Genomic DNA, 23,564 nt, shown 5'->3' on the forward strand with positions numbered 1-23,564 from the left:
TAATGCTTAAAGAAAAGTTTTTAAATGAAATTAAAGAGTGTAAAGAAAAATATTTAGATATAGTTAAAAATGATAAATGGAGAAATAAGTATCATATAATGGCTCCAATTGGATGGATAAATGACCCAAATGGATTATGTGAATTTAATGGGGAGTATCATTGCTTCTATCAATATTCACCACTTACACCAATGGGGGGACAAAAGTTTTGGGGGCATTATGCTTCTAAAGATTTAGTTAACTGGGAAGAAAAAGAAGTAGCTATTTTCCCAGACATATATGAAGATAAGGACGGAGTATATTCAGGTTCTGCGTTTGTTAAAGATGGTACTGTATACTTCTTCTACACAGGAAATTCAAAGGAACCAGGAGAACATGATTATATTTATACAGGAAGAGGGCATAATGTTATTCTTGTAACTAGTAAAGATTGTGTTAATTTTTCAGAAAAGACTATAGTACTTAGAAATGAAGATTATCCTAGTAATATGTCATGCCATGTTAGAGACCCTAAAGTTTGGGAAGAAGACGGAATTTATTACATGGTTTTAGGAGCGAGAACAAGAGATGATAAGGGATGTATATTATTATATAAATCAAAAGATCTTTATAATTGGGAGCTTCATTCAATTCCAGCAGGGGAAGAAGAAAAAATGGGATATATGTGGGAATGTCCAGATATATTTAAATTAAATAATAAAGAAGTATTTATGTTCTCTCCACAAGGTGTAGAAGCAGAGGGATATAAATATAACAATGTTTATCAAACAGGATATACTATAGGACATTTTACTGATAATAAAAAAGTTTTAGAGCATGGAAAATTTGATGAAATAGATAGAGGGTTTGATTTCTATGCACCTCAAAGTTTTGAAGATAGCAAAGGTAGAAGATTATTTATAGGATGGATGGGAGTTCCAGATGCAGTAGAGCATAAGAACCCTACAATAGATAACTTCTGGCAACACCAACTAAGCATTCCAAGAGAATTAGTTTTGAAAGATGAAAAAATATATCAGATTCCAGTTAAGGAGCTAGAGACTTTAAGAAAAGACAAGCTAGAAATAAAAAATGTTGTATTAAAAGATAGAATAGATAAAGATATATTCGAATCGAATACATTTGAACTAAATATAGAGTTTAATGATTCAAATGATTTTATTGTAGAATTAAGAGAAGATTGTAGACTTTCATTTAAAGATAAGGTATTTAAATTAGAGCTTGGAAAATCAGGATACGGAAGAGATATGAGAGCCGTTGAAATAGAGTCAGTAAAATCACTAAGGGTATTTTCAGATGAATCTTCTTTAGAAATATTCCTAAATGGTGGAGAAGAAGTATTTTCAACTAGAATATACAATGATGGAATGGATAAGACCATTAAAATTGAAGGTAATGGAACAGCCGATATAATAAGATATAATATATAAAAATATATTTATAAGAGTTGTAACAATTTTTATGAATAGTAATAAGATGATGTTATAAGAGGTGGTAGGACTTACCAAAGGATAGGCTCTATCACTTCTGTAGTTTATATGAAAAGTAATTTTATATTTAATTAAAGGTTGTCTAATTATATGGTGTAGTATATAATATAAACACAATTTTTTGAAACGGGTAAAAAATATAAATACATAGGAGGTTTTGAAAAAGATAGAGTGTTTTGGTAAGAGGAAATAATGAGAAATTTAATGAGAGAAAAATTTATATGGTAAATGCCTATATTATATTTTTTAGTTACGATAGCTGCAAAAAAAATTAGTGATATAGGTGCAGTTGTATGCTCTTTAATTTTAGATATGTAGAGATGTTATTATAATTTTATGATAATGTTTTTATATGTAAATTAAAAAGCGTTTTTTATTATGTAGCAATAAATTTTAGCGAAAGTGTAAGAAGTTATGCAAGCTAAGATTGGGGGGACGTAAAATAATGAAAAAGTGATAGCAGGAACACTAATAACTGCAATGGTTTCAAATAACTTAGCTTATGCTGATACCATAAAGAATGAATTCCTAGAGGTAAGTGATAATACAGAAGTAATAGAGTCTGTAGAAGAGTTATTAGAAAATAATGAAAATGAAACTCAACTAGGAACTGATAAAACAGAAACTAATTTTGAGTATGAACTGGCAGAAAAAAAGAAGATGCAGACTTAGAACAGCTTGAAGAAAAGAAAGTAGAAGTTACTTCTGATATTGAATCAGCAGAGAAAAAAGAAGATGCAGATTTAGAGCAACTTGAGGAAAATAAAATAGAAGTTATTTCTGATGTTGAACCAGCAGAAAAAAAAGAAAGTGTAGATACTGCACAATCTGTAGAGAAAACAACAGTTAAAACTGATATTGATGTATTTGATTACAATCAATTAAAAAATGCTGTAACGCAGTCAAATGTTAATATTAATATTAAAAATGATATAAGTTTTGATAATCCTATAAATATTACAGGACAAAATATAACAATCAATGGTGATGGAAGAAAATTTGATTTAAAACAAACAGATGACACAAATAGATTTGTTATAAAAGGAAATGCAGATAATATAGAAATTAACAATTTAACATTTGATAATTATTATACAACAGGGATATATATTAGTGGTAAAAATATAAATATTAAAGATATAACTCTAACAGGAAAATCTGTAGAGCCATCTAAAGTTGGAAATGCAAAAGCAGGAATAGATATATCTGATGCAAATACTACTGTAACATTAGAGAATATCACAAGTCAAAATCATTTGCAAAGTGGAATAAGAGTAAAAAAAGGAGCTCATATTACAATAAAAGGGACACATATCCATGAAAATGATGCAGTAGACTTACAAAGTGTACTTGATAATGGAGTTAATACAAATGTAATAGATTTTGATAATGAACAATATATTGAATATAGTAAAAATACTAATCAAGTAAATTATAGAAGCAAAACTTTAAATGCTAGTAGCTTTGAATCATTAAAAAAGGCAGTAACGCAATCAAATGTTAATATTAATATTACAAGTGATATAAAATTTGATAATGCTATAGATATTACAGGAAAAAATATAATAATCAATGGTGATGGTAAGACGTTTGATTTAAATCAAACTGATACTACTAATAGATTTGTTATAAAAGGAAATGCAGATAATATAGAGATTAATAATTTAACATTTGATAATTACACTACAATTGGAATATATGTTAGTGGTAAAAATGTAGCGCTAAAGGATATAACATTAACTGGAGAATATAAGAATTCAACTGCAAATGGAAAAAGTAAAGTTGGTATGGATGTAGTTGGTTCTACTGTAACAATAGAGAATATAACAAGTAAAAATCATAGTGAATGTGGAATTAGACTAAGAGAGGAAGCTAAGGTTGAAATTTCAGGAAATAATAGCCATGAAAATGATAATGCTGATATTAAAATGGTAGTATTAGATGGTGCTTCTGAGAGTGTAATAACAGATAATACTAGTAAATATATTAAAACTTCTGAAACTATCGATAAAGATAAAAAAAATATATTCTATAGTTTACGTAAAACAATAGACGTAACAGATTTTACAGGATTAGAACAAGCAGTAACGGTAAATAATGCTATTATAAATATAAATCAAACTATTGAATTAACAGAAGAGTTAAATATAACAGGGAAAAATATAATAATAAATGGTAATAACAATAAAATTGATTTTAAAAATACTAATAAGAAGATAGTAGTTAAATCAACTGCAGTAGGAACTACATTAAGTAATATAAATATCGAAAATTATACTTCGTCAGCTATATTATTATATAATGCTAAAGATATAATTTTAGATAATATAAAATTACTAGGGACAGATAAGAAAAGTTCTGTAGGTATAGATGTAAGTAATTCTACAGCAACAATAAAAAATATAACAAGTAAGAATCATGTTGAGTGCGGAATAAAATTAAGAGATGCATCAACTGTTACATTTGAAGGAAACAATACTCATGAGAATGATAAATCTGATATTAAAATTATAGTAGCCAATGGTGCTTCTGAGAGTGTAATAACAGATAATACTAATAAATATATTAAAACATCTGAAACTACTGAAACAGATAAAAAAATTATATTATATAGTTTATTTAAAACAATAGACGTAACAGATTTTACAGGGTTAAAACAAGCAGTAACAGAAAATAATGCAATTATAAATATAAACAATACTATTGAATTAACAGAAGAGTTAAATATAACAGGGAAAAATTTAACGATAAATGGTAATGATAATAAAATTGATTTAAAAAATAGTAATAATAAGATAGTAGTTAAATCAACGGCATCAGGAAGTACATTAAGTAATATAAATTTTGAAAATTATACTTCGTCAGCTATATTACTATATAATACTAAAGACATAACTTTAGATAATATAAAGTTACTAGGAACAGATAAGAAAAGTTCTGTAGGTATAGATGTAAGTAATTCTACAGCAACAATAAAAAATATAACGAGTACAAATCATATTGAGTGTGGAATAAGATTAAGAGATGTATCAACTGTTACATTTGAAGGAAACAATACTCATGAAAATGATACTGCAGCTATAAGAAGTATGGTTAAATATGGACAAGATGAAAATAAAATACATGACGTAAATGATCAGTATCTTAAAACAGATGAAAAAGTTGATTCTGCTAATACAAAAAATGAGTATTATAACACTCAGAAAATTGTGAGTGTAGATACCTTTGAAAAGTTAAAAGATGCTATAACAATACCAAATTCGCTTATAAAGATAACTCAAGATATTACGTTAAAAGAGAATTTAGAAATAAAGGCTAATTACGTAACTATAGATGGTAATAATTTTAAATTTGATTTAGGTAATGTCGATAGCTTTAGTGTAAAAGCAAAAAATGTAACATTAAAGAATCTTGAATTTGCTAATTATAAGACAACTGGATTAACTCTATATGGAGCAAAGGATGTTAGCTTATATAAGTTGAAATTATCTGGTAAAGATATTTCTTTACCTAATAATGAAAGAAGTACAGTAGGAATAGATATATTCGATTCTACAGTTAAAATTGATGATATATCTAGTAATAATAATTTATATAGAGGTATCCAAGTAAGAGGTGGTTCAACTGTAGATATTTTATCAAAAAATATTCATACTAATGATACTGTGCATATGCAATCAATTAAAAAAGCTGGAGAACAAGAGAACATAATAAATGATCCACATGGGTTGTATGTAAAAGGAACAGAAAAAAATAATAAAGAAAATAGTACAATAGATTATTTCTCTAGAGTAGATGTTGATATATCAACAGCAAAAGATTTTATAAATAATATTAGTAATAACGGTAATGTGCTGCATATTAAGAATGATATTAAAATTGAAGCAGGTGATTTACCAGCAGGAAGTGATATTAGTGAATTAGTAGTTAATTCTAACATATTAATTGAGGGAGATGGACGTACCATTGATTTAAATAAGTTAGTAGGTATTACATTAAAAGGAAATGATATAATACTAAAAGATTTAACTATAAAGAATTCTAAAGATATAGGAGTTAATATTTACAATTCTCGTGATATACTTCTTGATAATGTAACTGTAGAGAATTCTTATAGATATGGTATATTTGTTAACGGAAGTACTGTTAAGTTAGAAGATTGTTCTACTAAAAACAATAATGGTGGAATAATGATTACTAGATCAAGAACTCTTAGAGCAGATAGTCATATAGATTCACGTGTAGAAGTTATTGGTTCTATACACCAAGAAGAGTCAAACATAAATGTTGGAGTTACTAATTTACAAATGATTGATGGATATTTCCAAAATAATGAATTTGTTGTGGCAGATAATATTTATGATAAGTATGTAAATGATGTTGAAAGTAAAGTTCTAAGTGAATATTATCTTAATTTATTTGGAATAACAGGAGAAGATCGTAATAAGAAGTATGATGAACAAACAACAGATTATATGATAATTAAAACTGTTATAGATGTTCAAAATCATTCAGAAGTTTTAGATGAAAATGGACAACCTATTACATTAGCTGGTGATGGGGTTACAGATGATACTCAAAACTTAAAGAAGTTGATAGAATATGCAGCTTCACATGGTAGAGAGTTATATTTCCCAGAGGGAGTATATAAAATAACAGCTGATATTGATTTAGCAACAATCAATCTTCCTGCATTATCAAACTTTAAATTGAGTGGTGCAACAAATGGTCTTTCTATATTTGACGGAAGTTCAAGTGTTGATAAGATGTTAAAGTTAATGAATGCAGAATACCATTCAAATATGAACTATGTAAACATAAATAACATAGTATTCAATAACATTGGGTTAGAGTTTAATGGATCATATAAAAAAGGTATAAGCTTCAATAATAATGTATTTATGAATGGTCAATATACAAGAGAAACAAATGCTGCAGGTGAAATAAGAAAGGTTACAATGGAACCTTATATAACTGCAAAGAATAATAAGTATATAATAGAGGAAAATGCATTCTTAAGAGGAGTTAATTATCCAGGAAGAGGTATTGCAACATACAGAACTAATAATACGACTATTAAAGATAATTTCTTTGGAAATTTAGAAGGTTTAAGTGATGCTGCTACAATGTTACCAGATACAGTTATAAACAAATTAAATCTTATCCAAGTTGAATCTCAATCAGGGCTAAGTGAAGGAATTAAGATAAGCGGTTCTCAAGGTAATTTCCTTACGGCTATTAATAATGAAAGATATGACGAGAATGTTAATATATCGAACAATTACTTCAACATGGATAAAACTAGAAATATAACTGGTGATTTTGGAACAGATGTATTAATATCAGGTATAAATGTTGCAGTAGATGGGCAAAGAAGAGACCACATAATATACTCTAAGGGATATACTAACTTAAATATATATGGAAATTACTTCGAAGGTATGGAAAATGGAGCAGCTGGAGGAGTAAAAATAAGAAATGGTGAGGGTGCATATGTAGGTTCAAATCATTTTAAAGATGTACCATTACTAACATATATATATGGTGATTTAACAAAACAAGAATGTATACTTTACAACACAACTATATATAATAACTTATTCCATCAAACAACAAACTTTGGTGGACAAGGTACTGGAATATTATATTATCAAAGCTTTAGAGATGGTCAAGACTTACAGTTTAAAGACGATTCTTGGGTAGGTGCCTACGGAGATGTTCAAAACTTTGTAATTTACAATAATGAGTTTATGAGTGATGAAAGAGATCAAATTACTATAAGTAACAGAGCTGTAACGGCGTATGGAGATAATCAATTCTTAGCTTATGGAAATAAATATGCAGAAGATAAGAATATATCAGTTAACTATAATAAAGGGAACTTTAGTTTAAATGAATCAACTGAATCAGAGGTATTAAATAAAGTAAACAGTGGATTTGCAATTTATAATACTGTAGATATACCATTAACACCAGCAAAAGTAGACCATACATATTTAAATTCGCAAATAAATGAAGCAAATGAATTCTATAATAATATATTAACAAATGGTCAAATTGGTATCTTTGGAGGACAACATCCAGAGAGTGAGGTTAATGAACTGAAGAATTTAATTTTAGAAACTCAACAGTTGATTGATGGAAATGCATTAACTCAATGGGAAACTAATAAAAGATTAACACTTATACAAGAAACTTTAGAAAAATTAAAGACAAATATAAATGATAGAGGTTTAGCACCAACTGTAACAGTATTAAATGATGTAACTATAAATATTGGAGAAGAATTTGATCCGTATGCTGGAATTATATTTGAAGATGACAGAGATACTAGCGAGAATTTAAAAATTCTTGTTGACTTAGATTCATTTGATAACACTATTTCAGGTGAATATATAATTACATATTCTGTTACAGATAGTGATGGGAATACAACTAAGGAAACTAGAAAGGTTATAGTTAGAAGTAATGAGAAGCCAGTAATAAGTGGAATAGGAACTATTACAATAAATCTTGGAGAGAATTTTGATCCAATGTCTGGAGTTATAATTACAGATGATAATGATTCTATAGAAGAAATGAAAGTTACTGTTGATTTAGGAAACTTTGATAATAATGTTCCTGGTACTTACATAATTAAGTATACTATAGAAGATAGTGATGGAAATATAACTGTAGCAGAAAGAGAAGTTATTGTATTAGAAGATATTGATAATTCTGTTAACGATGAAGTTAATGATGAAATCAAAGATGAAGTTGATGATGAAGTCAAAGATGAAGTTAATGATGAAGTTAATGACGAAGTTAAAAATGAACAAAATAATAATGAAGAGATAAATAGTGAATTGAATAATACTCAAAATCCTAATACAGGTGATCAAAGTAATATACTAAATTGGGCATTAGCTGGACTTATATCTCTGATTGGACTTCTATTTGTAAATAGAAAGAGAAAAAAAGTTAAATAATTATATATAGTTTAATAAAGGGAAAATTGTAATCTATAAAATAGATTACAATTTTCTTTAGCTTATATAAATAATAGATTAATACATATTCGAAATTTTAATATGATTCTTTACAAAATAAGGGGATTAATTGATGAAAATATTTAAAAGTATAATTAATATAATCTTAATTTTAATTATATTTGTATGTGGATATAAAGTGTTTTACAAAGTAACTGAATATAAGAAGGCTGATGAAGTATATGAAAAAATTAGAATAGAAAAAGAAGAAACTAACAATCCATATATTGAAAATACAGATTATAGAGGATGGATTAAGATAGAAAATACAAATATAAACTATCCAATTCTTCAAGGAGAAGATAATTTATATTATTTAGATAAAGATATAAACAAAGAATATATAATATCTGGGTCCATATTTATGAACTATTTAAATAATGGATTCGACGACCAAAATACAGTTTTGTTTGGACATAATATGAAAAATGAAACTATGTTTGCTCACTTGAAAAAGTATAAGGAAAAAGATTTCTTTTATAATAATAATGATATAGATATAGAGTTAAATAATGGTGAGAATTTGCAATATAAAGTTTTCTCTGTATATATTACAGATGTTACAGATAATTATATTCAAACTAATTTTGGAAATAAAAATGAATATAAAGATTTTTTAGAAAGAATACAGAGTAAATCAATGTATGAAGCAGACATAGAGGTAGATGAAGATGATAAAATAATAACTTTGTCAACTTGTTCTTTTGAATTCAATGATGCAAGAATGGTAGTGCATGCTAAGCTTATTAAGTAAGTGTAATAGAAGAATTATATTATGAAACAGTAGATAGATTTTTTTATAAATTTATCTGCTGTTTTTTATATAGTTAGTATGAGAATTTAATATTAGAGAGTTTACTATTATAAAATGTTTATCTAGAATATTAACAACAAATATTGGAAAAAATTAATAAAGCTGTTGATTGTTTTAAATTAGATGTGGATAAGTTTTGAAAAATAAAATAGAGCCTAGTATCCGGCGAAAGACAACCTAGGCTCTATAAGTAATTAGCACTTTACGTACCAACTGCTCATTTATAATAACACCATTGCTTAATAAAAGCAATGTTAAATAATGTATAATAACTATTATAGTAATAAATATATCATATAGAAGTATTTATAATATTTACTATTTAATAAAAAAATTAAAAAACAAGAATATTATAGATTTTCTTCTATGATTTTAATAACTCAGATAAGTTGACAGTAGAGGTATGTTGATTTATAATAAAATCACGATGTTGATCATCGATTGAAAACTGAATAGGGGATACGCGTTTAGACCTATTTACCTAACATGGGGGCGTTTTGGCTTCGACGGGGGTAAGATGGGTTTGATAAGCGGGCCGAGGCAAGCATGTCACCTCGTTAATAAAGTATGCATTAAATATAAACGCAGAAGACAATTTTGCATTAGCAGCTTAATATAAGCTACTCATCAGTCCTGAATGCCCACGTTTGGGGTAGCTGGTGTCATAAAAGTGGGGAACGAAGTCTAGCAAAGCTTTGAGCTAGAGGGGTATTTATGAAGCTAGGGAATTAGGAGTTTGTTTGTGAGCGAACTAAGGACCGAAATTTTAGTCACAAACTACGCTCGTAGAAAGTCAGGCTGGTCTGCTTTCGGACAGGGGTTCGATTTTGGAAAAAAGTCGCCTTAAGCAGTGATGTTTAAGTGATAACTTGGCTTTATCGGTGAAACCGTAGCAAGTAGGGTTGACGGCAATACCGAGAGGTATGTGAAGAAATTCAACAGCCTTGTATCGACTTATAGGTTCCTAAAGAGAAATCTATGGAATACTAGGATAGAAGATGTAAACTATAATAAGCTTCTATAATACGCCAAGAGGCAAGTTAATGCTTGTCTAAGATATAGTCAGGGCAATTTGGAAACAGTTGATAAACTGACCCCTCGCCTCCACCAAATAAGAACTAAGGTAAGGATACAATGGTAAAACCTTGAAATATCAAGGCTTGGCCATTGTATTTTTCGTTTTAGGAATAAATTTTTAGATGTTTTTAATAGATATTTTAGCCATCTTTAGGCTTTTTGAGTATTTATGCACACCTCTTAGTGAGATTCTTACTAGGGGGTGTGCATTTTTGCACGTAAAGATATAATGCCATTTCAAAAGTTATCTTTATAGTAGTATAAAAGAACTATTGATTGTTGTTAGTATAAAGTAGTGGACACATTGAGTTAAACTAAGTAAAATAATATTTAGTTAAGAAAGGATATGTAAATTATTGGAAAAGCAGAAGATACTATCAATAATTAATGGATGGGTAAAAGAGTCAAAGGTTATAATAGTATTGCAATCTATATGGAAGAAAAAGTGGTTATGAGGAATCTGTGAAAAGATGCCTTAACGCAATGAATATGTTATTAATACAAGAGATACAAACAAAGGAGATGAGAGCGTTGTTAAATATATTGGTGTTAGAAGATGAAGCAAGTGTAAATAGAGGAATTACATTTTCACTAGAGAAAGCAGGATATAAGGTGTTTTCCTGTGAAACAATTTTAGAGGCAAAACGTTTAGTGCAGCAACAATTGGTAGAGATATTGATTTGCGATATAAATCTCCCAGATGGTAATGGATTAGAATTTATTAGTTGGATGAGATCAAAACAGAATGCCTATATTATTTGTCTCACAGCATTGGATCAGGAACTTGATCAAGTTATGGGGTATGAGGCTGGAGCTGATGATTATGTAACCAAACCATTTAGTTTATCTGTTCTTTTACTTAAGATAGATGCATATTGTAAGCGAAATATTAAGAGCGCCCAAAAGAAAGAAATAATATCGGGAGATATTTGTATTTATCAGGATGAAATGAAAATAAAGGTGAAGGAAGAAATTATTTCTTTGACAAAAAATGAATGGAAGATGCTAACATTATTCTTAGCACATCCTAAGCAAATTTTATCCAAAAATCAAATATTAGAGAATGTATTTGATATAGATGGAGAATATGTGGATGAAAATACTGTAGCAGTAAATATAAGAAGACTACGTGAAAAAATAAAAGACAATAGTACAAAGCCGGAGTATTTGAAAAATGTTCGAGGGCTTGGCTACGTATGGGACAAGGAAGTTCGATGATATTATGGTGAATAAAAACAAAAAAAACAAGGACTTTATAATTGGATTATTTGTTGTAATTATGTTTGGATATTTAGCTACAAATGCAATTATGGTATATCAGAATTATAAAAACTATAAGAGCAAGATAGAAATAGTAGCTACAATGATTTCAGGTACAGATGAAAGTAATATGGATACAGCAATTAAGGTTTTAAAAGAAAAGAATTTAGAATCACCAGAGCAAGGTTATGAAATTTTAAATAAGTATGGTTATTTGGAATACAACAATAATATACTATTTAATACTTTTAGAAGACAAAGTATATTTTCTGCAGCTATTACATTTATAATATTTTTTGCACTAATGCTGGTATTGTATTTGTGGCAAAATACAGTAAGGAAAAATGAAGTAAGTGTGCTTTCAAAGGTAGAACAGAATTTAATTCGTTTTCGTGAAAATAATATGAAGGTGTTAGAGGTTGGGGAAGGCACAGATGAGCAACAGAAAATAGTGTATGAGCTAGAATCATTAGGGAGTCAACTGCAATTACTTAGAGAAGAAGCAAGGCAGGAAAAGGAAGGAACAAAAGAACTGGTGGCAGATATATCACATCAATTAAAAACACCAATTGCAGCATTAGATACCAGTTTTAGTATACTTCTTCAAGAAAATTTAAGTGTGGAGGAACGTACTGAATTTACTAAACGATGCCGTAATGCTTTGGACGGATTGGAAATCTTATTACAGTCTTTACTTCAAATATCAAGATTGGAAGCAGGGCTTATCCAAATTGAAAAGAGTCAGCAATCCTTAAGTGACATAATTTTAATAGCAGTAAATCGTGTTTATCCAAAAGCATCTGAAAAAAATATTGAACTGTCTTTTGATTGTGAGTCCTCTTTAGAGAAAATGAAGATTATGTTAGATAAAAAATGGCTTTCAGAAGCATTGATCAATGTACTAGATAATGCCATAAAGTATAGCCCAAGAGATTCCAAGATAGATATTAGATTACAGAAACGAAACATGATACTTAGAATAGAAATAGAAGATCAAGGAATTGGTATACCAAGTGAAGAATACCATAAAGTGTTTCAACGCTTTTTTAGAGGGACCATACAGCAGGTAAAAGAAGCAAATGGTTCAGGTATTGGATTGTATCTTGCCAGAAAAATTATAGAGGAGCATCATGGAACCATATCAGTGTCATCAAATTGGAATAGGTCATTAGGTACAGAAAAAAAATATCCAGGCAGTACATTTCTTATACAATTGCCAATAGGGGAGTAGAGTCTTACAAAAATGTAAGACTTCTACTCCTCTTTTGCAAGTGAAATGAAAGAATGATTTATTACTATGAAAGTAGCTATTAGAATAGAAACTGATATTTAGGTGCTACCTAAATAAGTATTCAAAAAAGTATGATGTAGCTATGAGTACGTAAGGAGGATATATACATGAGTACAATATTAGAAACAAAGAATCTTTGTAAATTTTATGGAGCAAAAGAGAATGAGGTAAAAGCCGTAGACAAGATTAACATAGAGATTAAAGAAGGGGAGTTTGTTGCCATTGTAGGAAAGTCTGGTTCTGGAAAGAGTACATTACTTCATATGTTAGGTGGTCTTGATACACCTACAAGTGGTGAAGTTTTATTAAAAGGTAAGGAACTATATAAGATGAAGGAAGATGAACTAGCAGTCTTTAGAAGAAGAAAGATTGGCTTTATCTTTCAAGCATTTAATTTAGTTTCTTCAATTAATGTGTGGGAAAACATAGTTCTTCCAATTGGACTTGATGGAAAAAAGGTAGATACAGAATATATAAATGACATTATAGAAACACTTGGGATTGAAAAGAAAATTCATAATTTACCAAATACATTATCGGGAGGGCAGCAGCAAAGAGTGGCAATAGCAAGAGCGTTAGCATCAAGACCAGATATTTTATTTGCAGATGAACCAACAGGAAATCTTGATACTAAAACAAGTGATGAAGTAATTGCGCTTTTAAAAATGTCAGCAAAAAAATATGGGCAGACAATTGTTATGATTACACATGATGATGAAATTGCACAAGTTGCAGATCGTATTTTAATCATTGAAGATGGAAAGGTGGTAAATTTTAAATGAAGACAATTACCAATATAGCCTTAAGCAATGATAAAAAGAATAAGACGCGAAGTATTTTAATTATAGGTGCAATAATACTAACTACTACTTTACTGACAATAATAAGTACATTTGCCAATGGAATGATTCGCTTACAGAAAGAAAGTGCTGCATATACTTATGGGAGTTATTATGGAATGTTTCAGTCTTTAAATAATTCTCAGCTTCAGGAATTAAAGAAGAGAGCAGAAATCACAGATATAGGGATTATGTCTAGTGCTGGAATTATACAAGGAAATGAAAAGGGTGCTTTTGTTAGCGTAGATGAAATTGTACGTAAAATGCTACCTTATAATCAAGAATATTTGCTGGAAAGTGGTACATATCCTGATACAGAAAATGAAATTGCAGCAAGCAGAGCATTTTTTGAAGCAGAAGGATATGATAATGTTAAAGCTAATGATATAGTAACTTTATCTTATCGCTCAGGGATGTCTGATAAATATGAACAAAAGGATTTTGTTGTAAGTGGTATCTTGCAGAATCGTGAAAGCTATACGGCAGATGCATCTTATGTTGTATTTTGTTCGCCAGATTTTTATGCAAATCAATTTGTAGAGGAAGAACGTCAATATAATGTATATTTCAGATTAAATGATACTGTGGATGTTTCTATGAATAATATTGATGATGTACTAACATTAATTGCAGAAAATTCTGGAATTGAAAGTGATAAGCTTGTTATCAATAGCTATTATTTGACATGGACACTTGATCCTAGTTATGAGATGTTGGCTGTTAGTGGAGCTCTTGCATTGTGCGTAGTTTTATTTTCAATTGTGGTGATTTATAACATTTTTCAAGTGGGAATCATTCAAAAAATACAGGAATATGGAAAAATAAAGGCATTAGGTGCAACAAGAAAGCAGATGCGTTCACTAATTTTTAAAGAAGGAATGTTTTTAGCTATTATTGCAGTACCTATTGGATTGATTATCGGATTTATTGCTGCAAAAGTAAGCTTTAGCTGGCTGATGGAACAAAGTAACTCATTAGCAGGAGTTCATAAAAGTGCAGATATTCCATTACTTTCACTTCCAATGATTGCAATTAGTGCATTGATTTCCTTTGCTACAGTAGCTTTAGCACTTAGAAAACCAATGAAGATTGTGTCAAATATTTCGCCAGTAGAGGCAACTAGATATGTTGAAAGCAGTAATGAAAAACAGAGAGGTATTCGTAAAGGAAGAAAAGAACTTAATGTTTTTTCACTAGCATTAGCAAATATAACTGGCAATAGGAAACGTACACTTGGAACAATATTTACAATGGGATTATCCTGCGTATTATTTGTAGTTATTGCAAATTGTGTTGGTAACATTGATACAGAATATGAAACAAGAAAAGGAATTAATCATGGTCAATTTGAAATTAAGATTGACTATTCCATGGATGATGAAGCGTATCCAGAAAATAATTTAGATTCTATTTTAAAGGATAATCCATTAAATGAGGAGCTAATTTCTAATATAAAAAATATTTCTGGTGTAACTGATGTTTTAGAAAGAGACATAGTAATTGCAGAAGCAAATGGAGGAAAGCAGGCTGTATCTATTTTGAGTAGAGAGGATTTTAAAAGTCTATGTTCTGATTCAGATATTGGAAATATGGATTATGATGAAGGTGTTAATAGTGGAAGCATTTTCTGTGGATGGTCAATGTGGATGGAGGCAGATGGATATACTCTTGAACAGCCACTTACGCTTAAGATAAATAATGGAGCAGATTCAATTGACTTTAATGGAACCATAGCAGGTTCTTTTGGAAGTGCAGATACTTATTGGTTATTGCCAGAAGAAGTGTATAAAAAACTACAACCTACTGGAACTTCCATTGGTTATCTTTGGATTGACTGTGAAGAAAAAGATGTGTCATATGTGGAAGAAGAATTAAGAAATTTGATCCGAAACACAACTCATATTAAGTTCACAACTTACCATGATGAATTGGAAACTTCTGAGTTTGCAAGCAGAATGATGAAAATGGGATGCTATTTATTTATGGGCATTGTTGGACTTATTGGATTTATGAATCTTGCTAATACTATGATTATAAGTATTACAACTAAGAAACAGGAATATGGAGTATTACAAGCAGTTGGAATGACAAATAAACAATTGAATTTAAGTCTGCAAATTCAGGGAATGTTATTTTCTATAGGTACAATTAGTGTTGCATTAGCAGTTGGTTTACCATTCGGACACATGCTGTTCTCATATGCCAAGAAAAATGGTATCTTCGGAATGAATGAATATCAAATTCCTATTATACCTATAGTATCTATGATTTTAGTAATTATAATTCTTCAGTTAATCTTATCGTTTATACTAAGTCATAATTTGAAAAAAGAAACATTAGTAGAGAGAATTCGTTATCAAGGATAGAATAACTTGGATAAATATTTTAATTAAGATAAATAAAATAGTTCTTATTATACTATAAAGTATTAAAATGACATAGATAATTATTATTGAAGGGAAACTAGGTTTAACTATAGTATATTCTAATTTAAGAAAATTATAATTTCTGTACATTCTTATCTTAGCATTTATACCTTAGCATCATAATTTTTTATTATTTACCCTGTCTACTTGACGGGGGGCAGTTCACAGTCCATGGTGCGGATTTTTTTACGATTTGTTGCACCGATTTCTATTTTATGCCTTGTCCCTTTGTAACGCATACAGCGGCGTACTGTTAGGTATTGTTCATCAAGGTTGATGTATTACTAAGTTAGACCACAGACCTATTCAATAAGCAATCCTGTATAATAGGCTATCTGTATAGCCAGAAGTGCAGGATTATCTTTCTTTTTCAGAAAGCCATTTAACCGCTGATACTGTTCGTAGCTGAGCGGTGGTGTAGAAGTTGTTTCCCCGTCCTCGTCCGAGAACAGTTCATATTCTTCTTTCTTTCCTCACCATACTACATACTTCATCGGGTTAAAGGTTATCAGCCTTTTCGAGAATACTGCAAAATCTTATCTGAGAAAAAGATATGCAGCCTAAACCTACGCTTGATATTGATATCCATGAGTTCCGCCATATGCGAAATCTGATGATAAAAGTACAAGACAAAGCTATAAAAATTAGAAACTTGCAGTATAAAGTTCTGCTGCAGTTGAAACAGCAGCTTGCCGATACAAAGGGGCTTTTCAAAGGCAAAGAACGAAAAGCGTTGTGGAACAGTATAACCGTGACCTTGCTGAGTGGGAATACCAAATCAGCAGGAAATAGACAGCCGACGCTAAAGAGCAGCACAGACCACTTGAAAAGCAGAGCGTATTAAAACATTTGCGAGAGATACAAGAATGAAACAAGCAGAAACCACCGTAAAAATAGCGTAAGAAATCCTTTGAGAGAGATAGCCGATAGGCATTGAAAAACCGCCGTTATGGCGTTATCCATAGTGGCGGCATACATAGCAGTGGTAGCTACTAATTAACTGTTATATTTTTTTGATTTGTTTAACAAAATATAAATTTCAATCAATACCAAAATAGTGATAGCAATCCTTATTTATAAGATAAATTATTTCTGATCGATCACGGACTGGATTTGTTTCATCAGCTGATCGTAGTTTGACTGATCATCGATTCCACCCATCAGAGGCTTACCAACGATATTTCCGTCTTTATCTACAAGAACTGTTGTAGGGAATGCCATGATGTTTCCGGCATATTTTCCAACTGTTGAATCAGAATCGAAAGTCAGGTTCTTGTAGGAAGCCCCCTGTGCTTTCATGATTTCCTTCGCTTCTTTGATACCATCTTGATTGTCATTTAATGTGTCTGTATTGATACCGACAACTTCACCGCCCATTTCCTTAAGTGTCTCGTTTAACTCATTCAGCTTAGAGAGCTCTCCGACGCAAGGTTTACATCCGCTGAACCAGAAGTTTACAACTGTGACTTTATTATTAGCGAAAAGACTATCATCTACGGCATTTCCATCCAGATCTTTCCCTTTGAAATCATGGAACACGTCTGTGGATTCATCAGTTTTGGAGGAAGCACTATCTGAGGATTTAGAGGCAGAAATCTTTTTCTCAAGCTTTGCAATCTCTTTTTCGATACCGCGGATTGTTTCAATGTCTTTGCTTAGGGTATCATACTCTTCTTCTGAGAAAGAATCTTTGTTTGAGTCTACTGCACTTGCAAGGGAGTCCGCATAGTTTTCAGTCATAGAATCTTCAGAAGTGTTCTTGCTCATAAAGCCAAATGCTTTGTCCCAGGCTTCTTTGTGATCAGCAAAGAGCTGATTCTCCTGCTGGTAAAGATCATTCAGTTTTTCGTTCAGTTCATCTGTACTGCCAGCGTCTGCTGTAGAAGTGGATTCCTGTTTCTTGTTGTCAGTTGATGAAGAATTAGAAGAACTTCCACAACCTGTGAATGCAAAAAGCACGGAAATGGCAAGTGATGCAGCAATTACCTTTTTTAATTTCATTGAGTTTATTTTGAGTGTTTTGTTTTTCATGATTTTAAATCTCCTTTTAATGGTTTTATTTTATTTACTGTCAGTCTGTTTCTTATTTGAAAATCCGTAATGATAGCAGAGCGCATCAGTCGGACAGGCTTTCATACATTCTCCGCAACGGATACACTCCGGATGATTAGGTGTGTCTACCACATTGACATCCATTTTGCAGACACGACTACATTTCTGGCAGCCTACGCATTTCTCATGATCCACTTGGATCTTAAGAAATGATACTCTGTTGAACAGAGAATAAATGGCCCCAAGAGGGCAGATCCATTTACAGAATGGACGGTAAAACAGGATACTCAGGACAATGAAAAGCACAAGGATCGTGAATTTAAATGTAAAAAGATGTCCGAGTGCAGAACGGATACCTGAGTTGGCAAGTGACAGTGGAATCGCACCTTCGAGTACACCCTGTGGGCAAATGTATTTACAGAAGAAAGGATCTCCCATACCAAGTGAATTGGTCACAAATGCCGGAAGCAGGATCACAAAAACGAGCAGGATCACGTATTTTAGATATTGCAGAGGTTTCAGTTTTGTGGTGGAAAATTTCTTGCCTGGAATCTTATGCAGCAGATCCTGAAACCATCCAAATGGACAGAGGAAACCGCAGATAAATCGTCCTAACAGCACTCCTAACAGGATAAAAAATCCGGTGATGTAGTAGGTGAACTTGAATTTTGAAGAACCGACTACAGCCTGGAAAGCTCCGATCGGACATGCGCCTGTGGCAGCAGGACAGGAGTAGCAGTTCAGCCCCGGTACACACAGTGTCTTTACATTTCCTTGATAGATTTTCCCTTTAAATAGATTCGGGATGTGAATGTTGGTCAGCAGCGTTGCAGCTGCCTGAATCCATCCGCGGAAGCGGACTAGAAAGTTTTTGTTTGATTTTATTTTCTTATCCAATTCCGACACACTCCATACATAATTTTATTGCCTTACTAAGTACAACAGCAGCTTCTCCGCGGAAGATTCCGCCAAGGAAAAGTACAAGACCGGCTGAAAGTAAAAGAATCTGTGTTGCTTTTTCAGCTCTCATTAAAATACTCCTTTCAATGTTGTTTCAATGTTCAAAGTCAGTTTATTGACCTTTCGATATTTGCATTATACAATAGGGGGTGTAAAATTCTTGTTAAGAAAATGGAGAAAAATAAATTGAGATTATTAGTTGTTGAAGATGAAAAGAAATTGTGTGGTATAATTGCGAAAAGTCTGCACCAGGCTGGGTATGAGGTAGACGTGTGCAATGACGGAGAGGAAGCATTGCACATGATCTATGCGGAAATGTATGATCTGATCGTGCTGGATCTTAACTTGCCGGGGATGGACGGTATGGAGATTCTCAGAGAACTTCGTAAGGAAAATGAAGAGACAAAGGTACTGATTTTGTCTGCTAGAAGTCAGATTGCAGATAAGGTTGATGGGCTAGATGCAGGAGCGAATGACTATATGGAAAAACCATTTCACCTGCAAGAACTGGAAGCTCGTGTGAGAAGTCTGACAAGAAGAAAATTCATACAGAAAAATGTCTGTTTGGAATGCGGAGACCTTCGTTTTGATACAAGAGAGCGGGTAGCGTATGCAAAGGAAAATCTGGTTGAATTGACAAGGAAAGAGAACGGAATCCTGGAGTACCTTCTTCTGAATAAGGGAAGACCGGTCAGTCAGGAAGAGTTGATCGAGCATGTCTGGGATTCTTCTTTGGACAGTTTCAGTAGTTCTATCAGAGTGCATATGTCTTCTCTGAGAAAGAAGCTGAAAGCGGGACTCGGTTATGATCCGATCGTGAATAAGATCGGTGAAGGTTATAATATAGGAGGATATGGAAAAGCATGAGAAAAATATCACTTCAGTGGAGACTGACGATTTTGACGACAGTGCTGATCACCGTGTTGTGTGGATGTCTTACATTTCTTTTATATAAGAACGGAGTCTATTATTTTGACGCGCTTCAGGAGACGGTTACCTATCAAAGTGGAACACCGGAAGAGGTGTACATTGACATTCCGGATAATGAGTGGGATGATTTTGCGGCTCAGTTTGCCACGAAGATTTATAATTCAAAATTTGATTATAGAAACAGAAGTCTCCTGATTACTGCTGTTGTGGCGTTGTTTGGCGGAGCAGTGACTTATTTTGTCAGTGGCCAGGCATTGAAACCACTCGGAGAATTTTCAGAGACGGTAGAAAAAGTCCAGGCACAGGATCTGACGGATTATACGATTGAAGAAAATAAGATCTTAGAACTAGATAGACTTCGTACTTCTTATAACAAAATGCTTTTGCGTCTCTCGAAATCATTTGAGATGCAACGTCAGTTTACCGGAAATGCAGCGCATGAGTTGAGGACTCCTTTGGCATTAATCCAAGCACAGCTAGATCTCTATCATACGATGGATTATTCGAAGAGTGGAGAGGCGGCGGAAGAGACAATTCAGATGGTGACAGAACAGAACGAGCGTCTTAGCAAGCTAGTCAGTACACTTTTGGATATGAGTGAACTGCAGACGGTAGCACGCAACGACAAGATTGAACTTCACGGGTTGATAGAGGAAGTGCTGACAGATCTGGAACCGCTGGCGCAAGAGAAGAACGTTGAACTGATACAGAAGTCGCAGAGTATGAGAGATGAAAAAGAAGAGAGTGAAGCTGAAGATTTGGTTCTGACAGGAAGTGATATACTGATCTATCGGATGCTTTATAATCTTATAGAAAATGCGATCAAATATAATCATACGGATGGAAGTGTTACGGTATCGGCAGAGAGAAAGAAGAATGAAGTTGTTCTGACGGTTGCAGATACGGGAAATGGAATTGATGAGACATTTAGAGAGCAGATTTTTGAACCGTTCTTCCGGGTGGATAAGTCAAGAAGCCGTGAGCTTGGCGGGGTGGGTCTCGGACTTGCAATGGTGCGTGATATCGTGCGGGAGCATGGCGGGAAGATCGAGGTTTATGGAAATGAGCAGGGTGGAATGACATTTGAAGTGAGAATGAGTATAGAAGGGAATATAAAATCTGGTTTATTTTAATTATCCGATGATAAACAGTCGATTGATATTCCCTGGGTGTTAAGATAGTTGTCGTAGAGAATGATTAATGGTATTCTCGTAAGAGATACAATAAGGAGAGATAATCTATGACAAGAGATAATAGTAAAAATAGAAGATATACCAAAGAAGAAAAAGAGAAGTTCATAGCAAGAATGTTACCACCGGAAAGCATTTCCCCTTCAAAATTATCATTAGAAACTGGAATAAGCAAGTCAACCCTTGCCACTTGGAAGACTAAAGCATCAGTTTCCAAAATAAAAGGTACTGGCACATCTAATAAAACAATATCATCAAGAGAGAAATTTTTAATAGTTATGGAAACATACACTATGTCTGAAAGCGACCTTGGAAAATACTGTAGAGAAAATGGACTATATGTCAGTGAGGTTAAAGAATGGCGTTCTAGCTGCATAGCAGCAAATGACGGAGCTAAATATATTAATCAATCATCAGATTTAGAAGAACAGTTGAAAGATGAAAAAAGAAAAGCTAAAGAACTTGAAAAAGACCTTAGAAGAAAAGAAAAAGCCTTAGCTGAAACAGCAGCGTTATTAGTTCTTAGAAAAAAGTTAGATGCGATTTTCGGGGAAAACGAGGAAGATTAATCAGCATTGAAGATCGTATAACTATTGTAGAGCTGATAAAGGAAGCTAATGAAAATGGAGCTAGGTTAATTCCAGCTTGTGATGTCGTTGGTATAAGTAAAATAACTTTTGAAAGATGGTGTAAACAGTATTCTATAGAAGAAGATAAGAGAAAAACTTGTATAAGACCTGAACCTAAAAACAAGCTTTCTAGAGAGGAATATCAAAGTGTCCTAAATACTGTAAATAGATCAGAGTTCGCTGATTTACCCCCATCGCAAATAGTTCCCAAACTAGCTGATAAGGGTATTTACATTGCATCTGAATCAACATTTTATAGAATACTTAGGGCAGAAAATATGCAACATCATAGAGTGCATACAAAGCCACCTGAAAGAATAAAATTACCGACTACATTTATTGCAGGTGGTCCAAATCAGGTTTGGACATGGGATATAACATGGTTAAATACATATACTAGAGGAATTTATTATAAACTATATACAATCATTGATATTTTCAGCATAAAAATAGTTGGATGGGAAGTTTGGGCTGAAGAAAATGGTGAACTCGCATCAGAGTTAGTAGAAAGAGCTATGCTATCGGAAAAAGTTAAAATAAAGAATAATAAAAATCCATTAGTCCTTCATTCTGATAATGGAGCACCTATGAAGTCATATACATTAAAAGCTAAATTAGAAGTACTAGGTGTGATATCTTCATATTCAAGGCCACGAGTAAGTAATGATAATCCATATTCAGAGGCTCATTTTAAAACTATGAAATATAGGCCAGGATATCCAAAGGACGGCTTTGCATCGATAGATGCTGCTAGAGAATGGGTATCTAATTTTGTTAATTGGTATAATAATGAACATTATCACAGTGGTATAAAATTTATGACTCCAAATAGCCGACATAATGGAGAAACAGAGTCAATTATGAATAATCGAATAAAAGTTTATGAAACTGCTAGAGCACTTAATCCGACTAGATTTAATAAAGGAATAAGAAATTGGACTATACCTGAAACTGTAGCATTAAATCCTACTGTTGAGATTAAAGGTAAATTCAGAATAGTCTAATGTAAAATTATGTATAATGATTTTGGTAGCATAGTTTAAAATTTAAGTGTAAATTTATTGATAAAATGTAATTAAATAAAAATAGTCGCCGCTAAATAAAAAAATTAAACTTATGCGACAACTATCTTGACAAATTCCGGATGAACAGCTTAGAAAACTTGATGAATTTATCAAGACTTTGAAAAATGTAGATCGTGTTGAAGTGCTTCCATATCATATTCTTGGAACTTTCAAATGGGAACAGCTTGGTATTGAATATCCTTTAAAGGGTGTTGAACCTCCTAGTAAGGAGAGAGTAGAAAATGCTAAAAAACTTCTTCATACAAGTGAATATAATGGATATTTATCACGATAATTTCTAGAATAGAAATTAACAATGAATTATTGAATGTGATAAAAGACAATATATAAGTCTTAGTCATTAGACAAATAAAAGGGGCTGTATCAAAAAAAATTTGATATTTGCCGATAAAGAAAAGGAAGTTCGAATTTGAACTTCCTTTTTTGCGCATAGTAATAATATGAAAAACTTCACAAAAAATGTGATTCCTATGCAACAAATAGGATTTGCATT

Annotated in this window: 18 protein-coding genes and 1 other RNA gene; 15 read left to right on the forward strand and 4 right to left on the reverse strand. The window is 31.8% G+C overall.

Translation table 11 applies throughout. The features are described from left to right. Positions 1 to 2: 2 nt before the first annotated feature. Positions 3 to 1,430 carry a glycoside hydrolase family 32 protein gene (locus H8S10_RS07700; RefSeq protein ID WP_172675740.1) on the forward strand — a complete coding sequence of 476 codons (1,428 nt, stop codon included), beginning with the start codon at positions 3 to 5 and terminating at the stop codon, positions 1,428 to 1,430. A 513-nt stretch (positions 1,431 to 1,943) separates the two neighbouring features. Next, a complete protein-coding gene (locus tag H8S10_RS07705) occupies positions 1,944 to 2,162 on the forward strand; it encodes a hypothetical protein (RefSeq protein ID WP_186838487.1) in 219 nt (72 codons plus the stop codon). A 418-nt stretch (positions 2,163 to 2,580) separates the two neighbouring features. On the opposite strand, the gene H8S10_RS07710 is transcribed toward H8S10_RS07705, so the two are convergent. Next, positions 2,581 to 2,733 carry a hypothetical protein gene (locus H8S10_RS07710; RefSeq protein ID WP_186838488.1) on the reverse strand — a complete coding sequence of 51 codons (153 nt, stop codon included), beginning with the start codon at positions 2,731 to 2,733 and terminating at the stop codon, positions 2,581 to 2,583. Positions 2,734 to 2,746: 13 nt separating this feature from the next. Between H8S10_RS07710 and H8S10_RS07715 the strand changes: the two genes are divergently transcribed. From H8S10_RS07715 to H8S10_RS07750, 8 genes are all read left to right on the forward strand, one after another. Further along, complete coding sequence (locus H8S10_RS07715; RefSeq protein WP_186838489.1) at positions 2,747 to 8,458, forward strand: immunoglobulin-like domain-containing protein; 5,712 nt, start codon at positions 2,747 to 2,749, stop codon at positions 8,456 to 8,458. A 133-nt stretch (positions 8,459 to 8,591) separates the two neighbouring features. Further along, a complete protein-coding gene (gene srtB / locus H8S10_RS07720) occupies positions 8,592 to 9,272 on the forward strand; it encodes a class B sortase (protein ID WP_186838490.1) in 681 nt (226 codons plus the stop codon). Between the two features lie 556 nt (positions 9,273 to 9,828). Beyond that, positions 9,829 to 10,161: a transfer-messenger RNA gene (gene ssrA / locus H8S10_RS07725) on the forward strand. A 779-nt stretch (positions 10,162 to 10,940) separates the two neighbouring features. Further along, entirely contained in the window at positions 10,941 to 11,627 is a 687-nt protein-coding gene (locus H8S10_RS07730; protein ID WP_154820930.1) for a response regulator transcription factor, read from the forward strand. A gap of 4 nt (positions 11,628 to 11,631) precedes the next feature. After that, positions 11,632 to 12,900 (forward strand): HAMP domain-containing sensor histidine kinase, encoded by a 1,269-nt coding sequence (locus H8S10_RS07735; protein ID WP_070102624.1) that lies wholly within the window; start codon positions 11,632 to 11,634, stop codon positions 12,898 to 12,900. Between the two features lie 167 nt (positions 12,901 to 13,067). After that, entirely contained in the window at positions 13,068 to 13,742 is a 675-nt protein-coding gene (locus H8S10_RS07740) for an ABC transporter ATP-binding protein (protein WP_055276769.1), read from the forward strand. After that, complete coding sequence (locus H8S10_RS07745; protein WP_186838491.1) at positions 13,739 to 16,165, forward strand: ABC transporter permease; 2,427 nt, start codon at positions 13,739 to 13,741, stop codon at positions 16,163 to 16,165. Before H8S10_RS07740 ends, H8S10_RS07745 begins: the two co-directional genes overlap by 4 nt. A gap of 613 nt (positions 16,166 to 16,778) precedes the next feature. Further along, entirely contained in the window at positions 16,779 to 17,069 is a 291-nt protein-coding gene (locus H8S10_RS07750) for a hypothetical protein (RefSeq protein ID WP_243175848.1), read from the forward strand. Between the two features lie 242 nt (positions 17,070 to 17,311). Here the strand turns inward: H8S10_RS07750 and H8S10_RS07755 are convergent, their stop codons facing one another. From H8S10_RS07755 to H8S10_RS07765, 3 genes are read right to left on the reverse strand one after another with little or no spacing between them, the layout of a single operon-like run. Further along, complete coding sequence (locus tag H8S10_RS07755; protein ID WP_186838492.1) at positions 17,312 to 18,256, reverse strand: TlpA disulfide reductase family protein; 945 nt, start codon at positions 18,254 to 18,256, stop codon at positions 17,312 to 17,314. Positions 18,257 to 18,286: 30 nt separating this feature from the next. Next, positions 18,287 to 19,174 (reverse strand): 4Fe-4S binding protein, encoded by an 888-nt coding sequence (locus H8S10_RS07760; protein ID WP_005214035.1) that lies wholly within the window; start codon positions 19,172 to 19,174, stop codon positions 18,287 to 18,289. Then, positions 19,167 to 19,307, reverse strand: coding sequence for a CD1871A family CXXC motif-containing protein (locus H8S10_RS07765; RefSeq protein WP_005214034.1), 141 nt, complete (start codon positions 19,305 to 19,307; stop codon positions 19,167 to 19,169). The genes H8S10_RS07760 and H8S10_RS07765 overlap by 8 nt, the downstream gene beginning before the upstream one ends. A 116-nt stretch (positions 19,308 to 19,423) precedes the next feature. Between H8S10_RS07765 and H8S10_RS07770 the strand changes: the two genes are divergently transcribed. The 5 genes from H8S10_RS07770 (at position 19,424) to H8S10_RS07790 (ending at position 23,345) form a co-directional block, all read left to right on the forward strand. Then, positions 19,424 to 20,104, forward strand: coding sequence for a response regulator transcription factor (locus H8S10_RS07770; RefSeq protein WP_243175849.1), 681 nt, complete (start codon positions 19,424 to 19,426; stop codon positions 20,102 to 20,104). Beyond that, positions 20,101 to 21,300 carry a HAMP domain-containing sensor histidine kinase gene (locus H8S10_RS07775; RefSeq protein ID WP_186838494.1) on the forward strand — a complete coding sequence of 400 codons (1,200 nt, stop codon included), beginning with the start codon at positions 20,101 to 20,103 and terminating at the stop codon, positions 21,298 to 21,300. Before H8S10_RS07770 ends, H8S10_RS07775 begins: the two co-directional genes overlap by 4 nt. A 107-nt stretch (positions 21,301 to 21,407) precedes the next feature. Then, positions 21,408 to 21,926, forward strand: coding sequence for a transposase (locus H8S10_RS07780; protein ID WP_186838495.1), 519 nt, complete (start codon positions 21,408 to 21,410; stop codon positions 21,924 to 21,926). 35 nt (positions 21,927 to 21,961) lie between these two features. Beyond that, entirely contained in the window at positions 21,962 to 22,990 is a 1,029-nt protein-coding gene (locus tag H8S10_RS07785; protein WP_347707670.1) for an IS3 family transposase, read from the forward strand. A gap of 178 nt (positions 22,991 to 23,168) precedes the next feature. Next, the gene (locus tag H8S10_RS07790; RefSeq protein WP_347707669.1) at positions 23,169 to 23,345 is read left to right on the forward strand and encodes a hypothetical protein; all 177 of its coding nucleotides are present in this window, start codon (positions 23,169 to 23,171) and stop codon (positions 23,343 to 23,345) included. Positions 23,346 to 23,564 lie beyond the last annotated feature (219 nt).

It is taken from the genome of Clostridium sp. NSJ-49, assembly GCF_014287725.1.
Classification (GTDB): domain Bacteria; phylum Bacillota; class Clostridia; order Clostridiales; family Clostridiaceae; genus Clostridium; species Clostridium disporicum_B.

Excerpts from the sequence above, each read along its gene's own strand:
- H8S10_RS07765 (WP_005214034.1), bottom strand. The coding sequence starts at position 19,307 with ATGAGAGCTGAAAAAGCAACACAGATTCTTTTACTTTCAGCCGGTCTT.
- H8S10_RS07780 (WP_186838495.1), top strand. The coding sequence starts at position 21,408 with ATGACAAGAGATAATAGTAAAAATAGAAGATATACCAAAGAAGAAAAA.
- H8S10_RS07735 (WP_070102624.1), top strand. The coding sequence starts at position 11,632 with ATGGTGAATAAAAACAAAAAAAACAAGGACTTTATAATTGGATTATTT.
- H8S10_RS07740 (WP_055276769.1), top strand. The coding sequence starts at position 13,068 with ATGAGTACAATATTAGAAACAAAGAATCTTTGTAAATTTTATGGAGCA.
- H8S10_RS07775 (WP_186838494.1), top strand. The coding sequence starts at position 20,101 with ATGAGAAAAATATCACTTCAGTGGAGACTGACGATTTTGACGACAGTG.
- H8S10_RS07700 (WP_172675740.1), top strand. The coding sequence starts at position 3 with ATGCTTAAAGAAAAGTTTTTAAATGAAATTAAAGAGTGTAAAGAAAAA.
- H8S10_RS07745 (WP_186838491.1), top strand. The coding sequence starts at position 13,739 with ATGAAGACAATTACCAATATAGCCTTAAGCAATGATAAAAAGAATAAG.
- H8S10_RS07755 (WP_186838492.1), bottom strand. The coding sequence starts at position 18,256 with ATGAAAAACAAAACACTCAAAATAAACTCAATGAAATTAAAAAAGGTA.
- srtB (WP_186838490.1), top strand. The coding sequence starts at position 8,592 with ATGAAAATATTTAAAAGTATAATTAATATAATCTTAATTTTAATTATA.
- H8S10_RS07750 (WP_243175848.1), top strand. The coding sequence starts at position 16,779 with ATGCAGCCTAAACCTACGCTTGATATTGATATCCATGAGTTCCGCCAT.